The organism is Rhizobium sp. BR 250 (assembly GCF_047445855.1).
Lineage (GTDB): Bacteria > Pseudomonadota > Alphaproteobacteria > Rhizobiales > Rhizobiaceae > Agrobacterium > Agrobacterium tumefaciens_I.
Window position 1 is genome coordinate 42745 of sequence record NZ_JARWKW010000020.1, and the last position, 6450, is coordinate 49194.

Sequence of the window (6450 nt, forward strand, 5' to 3'; positions counted from 1 at the left end):
GCAGGCTGTTATCGCCACTTTGTGGAAGCGCTAAAAGCCGATAAAAAGACGCTGTATATCTGAGCTCGCAGACGGGAAATTCTTGGATCGAGCTAGCTCCTTATCTCTGTGCCAGTATAGGAGCGGCTGCTCCAGAGCAGGGCCTTGCGTGAGGGATTCGAGGTCGATTCGGTGATGGCGCCGACGAAGAGGATATGGTCTGCGGCATCGATGGAGCCGACGAGTTCGCAGTCCATGGACAGCAGCGTATCGGCAAGCTTCGGATTGCCCGAGGGCCATGTGCTCCAGTCGCCAAGGCAGAACCGGTCCGGCAGGCTTCCCTTTCCTGCAAACATGTCGGCAATATCTTCCTGCCCTCTCGCCAGCGCTGCAACGGAAAATCCCCGGCTTGCGGCGATGAGATCGACCATGCGGCTGCAGGCATCGATGGAGATCATCAAAAGCGGCGGCTCGGCGCTGAGTGGCATGAAAGAGGTGATCGTGCGTCCGATGCGCTCTCCGGCATGGCAGGCCGTGGCCACGGCCACGGTGAATGCGAGACCTGCCATCGCGTCCTTGAATTCCCGTGGCGAGACCATCGGTGCGGCAGAGGTTTTCAGCGGAACATGCGCGTGCGTGACCACACCGCCATCGATCAGCCTGAGATTATGAGACATGCAGTGCCGGGCTAACCGCCCGCTCCCGGATTTTTCGAAAAAATGGAAAATTTGGCCGCAGCGCCATTCATGATGTCGGCATTGTCCGGCGGCATCCTTTTCTGGTGCACGCGAGGCCAGATGCCGGAATAGTGGCGATTGAGGTCGAGCCAGACATGCAGCCCTGCCTCGGTATCCGGTCTGATTGCGGCGGCAGGACATTCCCGCTCGCAGATGCCGCAATCGATACATTGATCGGGGTGAATGACGAGCATGTTCTCGCCTTCATAAAAACACTCGACCGGGCAGACTTCCACGCAGTCCATGTATTTGCAGGCGATGCAGTTTTCGGTGACGACATAGGGCATGAGATGCTCGAATGGAGTTGCAGCCGGACGGCGGCTGTCCGGCTGCGCCTGACCCGGCCAGCCGCCCAGGGCAGCGGCGCAGGCCGGGTCGGTGGAACTCAAATCAGAGACGGGCGGCCACTGCCTGCCAGTTCACCAGATTGTCGAGGAAGTTCTCGACATAGGCTGGACGCTTGTTGCGGAAGTCGATGTAATAGCTGTGTTCCCACACATCGCAGCCGAGAAGTGCCTTCTGGCCGAAGCACAGCGGATTGACGCCGTTTTCCGTGCGAGTGATCTTCAGCGTACCATCGGTATCCACCACCAGCCACGCCCAGCCCGAGCCGAACTGTGATGCGCCGGCAAGGGCGAAATTCTGCTTGAACAGCGCCACCGAGCCGAAGGACTGCGTCAGCGCGTCTTCCAGCGGCCGGGGCATCGCGTGTTTTTGTGGTCCCATGATTTCCCAGAAGAGATTGTGGTTCCAGTGCTGGGAGGCATTGTTGAATACGCCGGATTGCGCCACCGCGCCCTTCTCATAGGTGCCCCGCACGATGTCCTCGAGGCTGCTTTTTTCCCATTCTGTGCCGGTAATCGCCTTGTTAAGATTATCAACATAGGCCTTGTGGTGAAGATCGTGATGGAACTTCAGCGTCTCCTCGGACATGCCCGAAGAGGCGAGCGCATCATGGGCATAGGGGAGGTCGGGAAGCTGGAAAGCCATGGGGTATCCTTTGTCAACTGTTCGTTCAAGAGCATGGAAAGAGCCTTGCGAAAACAAGGTGACAATACTTCTAGGACCTCAATCACGGTTGAGGTCAAGCGGTTTTTGAGGGATAAAATCACCGGCTGGCGGGCCTATAAAACATGCGCCTCGATGGCGCGGATTACCGCTCGCCAACCTTCACCATGGCGACCCATTCTTCGAGTGCCCTCATCATTGCCGAGCCCGCATCTTCCCCGCGGACAAATGCTCACCATGTATGCACGTCTTGCCACACGGCGGCCATCTGCCATCCGAGCCGCTCTTTCATTCTCGGGAGCGAGACGGCGACCAAGCGGTGCACGATCGCTTTTGACCGCGACAGTTGCACGACCGGCCGCCCCCCGTTGGTTTCTGGCGGCTGGGGCAGCTCGAAGCACCGCCACCCGCCAGTCTTAAAAAGCCCTAGCCGGTGACCGCCGGCGGGTTAAGCCGCGCAAAACCAGCCTGCCGCTGATACGGGAAATGCGGATAGGGGGCCGTCGTTTCACTGGCCTCATCCAGCCTTGCCACCTGTGCGGGCGTCAACTCCCATCCCACGGCATCGAGGTTCTGGCGAAGCTGTTCCTCATTGCGTGCGCCGATGATCACGGTGGAAACAGTGGGTCGCCTGAGCAGCCAGTTGAGGGCGATCTGCGGCACGGTCCTGCCGGTTTCTTCCGCGATTGCATCCAGTGCGTCGATGACACGGTAGAGCCGGTCTTCATCCACGGGCGGGCCGAAACTCGCGGTCTCATGCAGGCGGCTGCCTTCGGGCAGGGGGGCGTTACGGCGGATTTTTCCGGTCAGTCGCCCCCATCCCAGCGGGCTCCAGACCATGGCGCCGAGGCCCTGATCCGCGCCGAGCGGCATCAGGTCCCATTCATAGTCACGGCCGATCAGGGAATAATAAACCTGGTTGACCACATAACGCGGCCAACCGTATCGATCGGCCACCGCCAGCGATTTCATGACCTGCCAGCCGGAAAAATTCGACACGCCGGTATAGCGCACCTTGCCGGACCGGACGAGCGTATCGAGCGTCGACAACACCTCCTCAACCGGCGTAAAGGCATCGAAGGCATGGAGCTGGAGAATATCGATATAATCGGTCTGGAGTCGTCGCAGCGCGTCCTCCACCGCACGTACCAGCCGGAAACGGGAGGAGCCGGCCTCGTTTGGCCCGTCACCCATCGGAAGGCTGGTCTTGGTCGAGATCAGAACACCGTCCCGCCGTCCCCTGATGGCTGCGCCGAGGACCTCTTCCGACGCTCCGTTGGAATAGACATCTGCCGTGTCGAACAGGTTGACGCCGGCTTCCAGGCAGATGTCGACAAGGCGGCGGGCTTCCGTGGCGTCCGATGTGCCCCAATTGCTGAAGAGTGGACCGGAACCGCCGAAGGTTCCCGTGCCGAAACTCAGGACCGGCACTTTCAGGCCGGATTTGCCGAGAGAGCGATATTCCATGGGGCATTCCTTTCTTGCTTCGGGATAGTCTCGCGCCGCGCACACGGCTGCGCCAGTCCGTCCATTCCATCATGGTGCGGCAGGTGAGGGATTGCTATGGTCCTGAACCGCCATCTGAAGATAGACGCCCGTTCTTGCATGAAATAGAATGCCGAAAATAATATCACTTATGAGATGAAGTCATCATGGCACGACTTGAGACCAACCGGGCAGGGGAGATGGAAATCTTCGTGCGGGTCATCGAACTTGGGGGTTTTTCGCGCGCGGCCGCGGCGGCAAACATGACGCCCTCGGCGGTGAGCAAGCTGATCGCGCGGCTGGAAACACGCCTTGGAACGCGTCTGCTCAACCGTTCCACCCGGCAGTTGCAGATAACGCCGGAGGGCTGCGCCTTTTATGAGCGGGCCACCCGCATTCTCGCTGATCTCGAAGAGGCCGAACGCGCCGCCGGTGAAAGGGAACAGCCCGTTGGCCGCGTGCGCATCAACACGAGCGCCTCCTATGCGACGCATATTCTTGCGCCCATATTGCCGCGGTTCCTTGCGCTTCATCCGGGCATCACGCTCGATATCGTCCAGACGGATCTGGTGGTCGACCTTCTCGCAGAGCGCATGGACGTCGCGGTTCGCGCCGGGCCCCTGAAAAGCTCAAGTCTCGTTGCCCGGAAACTCGGCGACACAGGGATGATCATTGCCGCTGCGCCGGATTATCTGGAGCGCTGCGGTGTGCCGCAGAGCATAGCCGATCTCGAAGGGCATAATCGTCTCGGGTTTGGTTATAGCCGGTCGATCGACGGATGGCCTTTGCGGGAAGGCGGCAAGACCGTTGTCATTCCCGCGACGGGACGCGTACAGGTCAGTGACGGCGAGGGCCTTCGCCGTCTTGCTCTCGCCGGTGTCGGGCTGGTGCGCCTTGCCGCTTTCACCGTGCGGGAGGATATTGCCGCCGGCCGGCTCGTATCTGTCCTCGATCATCTCGATGCAGGTGAAAAGGAGACGTTTCATGCGGTTTATGTCGGCCAGCGGGGGCCGCTTCCCGCACGCATCCGGGCATTGCTCGATTTTCTCGGTGAATATGGGCGGGTGAAATGACGCATCGCAAAACAGGCGCCGATTAAAGACGCGCCTGTTTTCCGTATCACGCCCGGTCATCCGGGAAATGGGTTGTGCAACCCGGTGGGAGGAAATCTATTTTTGGGGGCCCGACAGGGTGAGAGCGCCAACCGACCCCAGCCTTATGTGTGTCTTGCCAGAAAGTGTACCCGGTATCGCGCCGCAGAGGCTGCCGGTTGTCACCACGTTGCCGGCTTTCAGCATGTCGCCCGTGTTGAGTGCCGCATTGGCAAAGGCCAACAGTGGCGCCAGCGGATCGACATTCGGGTGTTTTACCGTGGCATTAAAGAGTTCCACTGATCCCTCGGTGACGATGAGCTGCGGCAGGGGCTTGCCGTTACCGGCAAAAACCTCCACTATGCCCTTATCCACCTGCGGACCGATGGCAAAGCCGTGATTGGCGAGACGATCTGCGAGAAACAGCGGAAACGGCACCTGGTTTTTCTCCGCCAGCCTGTAGCGGAGAAGCTCGACACCCAGATGGACCTTGTCGATATAGCGCATCAGATCGGTTCTGGTCAGCGGCCCTTCGGTGGCGGCTGGGATATCGGCGGACAACGTGAAGCAGATTTCGACTTCGATACCTTCCGTACCACCAAGGGGAAAAGAAGCGATATTGGTCTCATTGACCTGGCAGCAATCAAACATGGGTGCCCCGACGGCCTCGCCATCCGGGCGGATCGCCAGCTTCCAGCCGGCAACCGGTTTTCCCCAATATCCGGCAAAGGCCTGTTGAACTGCCATAGCCTTTGCAAGCGTGGCGGGAATGAGGTTCTTCGACTGCAGTGCCACCAGAGTGATTTGTGTACCTTCGCGGCACGCCGTCGTAAAGCTTTTGGCCAGTTTCTCGATTGCCGTCATTATCTCGCTATTCCGTGGTGATCTTACTCATCGAATGGTGTCACGATTTGGCGCTGTCTGCCAAGGTCATCAATGCCAAATTGAGGCGCTCGCATACTTTCAGGAAGGGCCGCGGCGGTTCATTCCAAGGGGCGGTAACGGACAATACCCTGCCTCGTGGCGGCTCAGGGCTTTATGAGATGACGTTTTGTACCTAATTGCGTCTCAAAACGTAAATTTAAGTGTTTGCCTTTGGATTCCCCTAGCGTATTCGTCCCTGACAGGACTTAGAACAGAGAGTTATCGTATGACAGTGCAATTTCCGAGCATCGCGCAGACGCTTGCCGAAGAGATCGGAACATTACGGAAATGGCTTGACGAAGAGGCCCTGCCTTTGTGGTGGGAAGCGGGTTCGGCGCGTCCGGATGGCGGTTTTTACGAGCGCCTCGGCCAGGATGCGAAGCCGGTCTTTTCCGACGATCGCCGCGCCCGTGTGCAGCCGCGCCAGGCCTATTGTTTCGCCGCCGCCGGCCAGCATGGCTGGCAGGGGCCGTGGAAAGACGCACTCCTGCATGGCTTAACTTGGTTCGAGAAGGTCTACCGCCTCGATAACGGCCTTTACGGCAACCTCGCCGACCGGACCGGCCGGCTGATCGATCCCTCCTTCGATCTCTACAATCAGGCTTTCGCGCTGTTCGCCGCAGCACAGGCGGCCGCGAGCCTTCCTGAACGCCAGGACGAGATGCGTGTCAGGGCACTTGATATCCTCGCCATTCTCGAGCGCGACTACAGACACCCCATTGCAGGCTTCGAGGAGGAAAACCCGCCGCGCGCACCGCTCTGTTCTAATCCGCACATGCATCTTTTCGAGGCGATGCTGGCATGGGAAGAACAGGATCCGGATGGTCCGTGGTCGGCGCTGGCCGACGAGATCGCCGACCTGGCGCTCACCCGCTTCATCGATGGCGGCAATGGTGGCCTGCGCGAATTCTTCGGCTATGACTGGAAACCCTGCGAGGGCGAGAAGGGCCGCATCATGGAGCCGGGCCACCAGTTCGAATGGGCCTGGCTTCTGGTGCGCTGGGGCAGCCTGCGCGGTAATGGCGAGGCGATTGAAAAGGCCAAGAGACTGTTCGAGATCGGCGAAGGGCATGGCATCTGCCCGCGCCGCAAGGTGGCGGTGATGAGCCTCTTTGACGATTTTTCGGTGCATGACGGGCTGGCGCGGCTGTGGCCGCAGACGGAATGGCTGAAGGCGGCGGTGCGGCTGGCGAGCGTCACGAATGGCGAGGAGCGGCAGCGTTACC

General features: G+C 59.8%; 7 protein-coding genes. 2 read left to right on the forward strand and 5 right to left on the reverse strand.

The annotated features are described in order from the left end of the window. Positions 1–92: 92 nt before the first annotated feature. From QD336_RS23210 to QD336_RS23225, 4 genes are all read right to left on the reverse strand, one after another. Positions 93–656, reverse strand: coding sequence for a flavin reductase family protein (locus QD336_RS23210; RefSeq protein ID WP_269343208.1), 564 nt, complete (start codon positions 654–656; stop codon positions 93–95). An 11-nt stretch (positions 657–667) separates the two neighbouring features. Then, positions 668–1003: a ferredoxin FdxA gene (gene fdxA, locus QD336_RS23215; RefSeq protein ID WP_499172320.1), complete on the reverse strand. Its 336-nt coding sequence runs from the start codon at positions 1001–1003 to the stop codon at positions 668–670. 103 nt (positions 1004–1106) lie between these two features. Then, positions 1107–1706, reverse strand: coding sequence for a superoxide dismutase (locus QD336_RS23220; RefSeq protein ID WP_499172314.1), 600 nt, complete (start codon positions 1704–1706; stop codon positions 1107–1109). A gap of 444 nt (positions 1707–2150) precedes the next feature. Further along, complete coding sequence (locus tag QD336_RS23225; RefSeq protein WP_499172315.1) at positions 2151–3191, reverse strand: aldo/keto reductase; 1041 nt, start codon at positions 3189–3191, stop codon at positions 2151–2153. Between the two features lie 185 nt (positions 3192–3376). Here QD336_RS23225 and QD336_RS23230 point away from each other — a divergent pair, with 185 nt between their 5' ends. Continuing rightward, a complete protein-coding gene (locus tag QD336_RS23230) occupies positions 3377–4282 on the forward strand; it encodes a LysR family transcriptional regulator (RefSeq protein ID WP_499172316.1) in 906 nt (301 codons plus the stop codon). 96 nt (positions 4283–4378) lie between these two features. On the opposite strand, the gene QD336_RS23235 is transcribed toward QD336_RS23230, so the two are convergent. After that, a complete protein-coding gene (locus QD336_RS23235; RefSeq protein WP_499172317.1) occupies positions 4379–5164 on the reverse strand; it encodes a 2-keto-4-pentenoate hydratase in 786 nt (261 codons plus the stop codon). A 286-nt stretch (positions 5165–5450) separates the two neighbouring features. Here QD336_RS23235 and QD336_RS23240 point away from each other — a divergent pair. Beyond that, positions 5451–6450: AGE family epimerase/isomerase (locus tag QD336_RS23240; protein WP_499172318.1), on the forward strand; the 1000-nt coding region annotated here is incomplete at its 3' end.

Coding starts and splice junctions, on each gene's coding strand:
- QD336_RS23210 (WP_269343208.1), bottom strand. CDS start 656: ATGTCTCATAATCTCAGGCTGATCGATGGCGGTGTGGTCACGCACGCG.
- fdxA (WP_499172320.1), bottom strand. CDS start 1,003: ATGCCCTATGTCGTCACCGAAAACTGCATCGCCTGCAAATACATGGAC.
- QD336_RS23220 (WP_499172314.1), bottom strand. CDS start 1,706: ATGGCTTTCCAGCTTCCCGACCTCCCCTATGCCCATGATGCGCTCGCC.
- QD336_RS23225 (WP_499172315.1), bottom strand. CDS start 3,191: ATGGAATATCGCTCTCTCGGCAAATCCGGCCTGAAAGTGCCGGTCCTG.
- QD336_RS23230 (WP_499172316.1), top strand. CDS start 3,377: ATGGCACGACTTGAGACCAACCGGGCAGGGGAGATGGAAATCTTCGTG.
- QD336_RS23235 (WP_499172317.1), bottom strand. CDS start 5,164: ATGACGGCAATCGAGAAACTGGCCAAAAGCTTTACGACGGCGTGCCGC.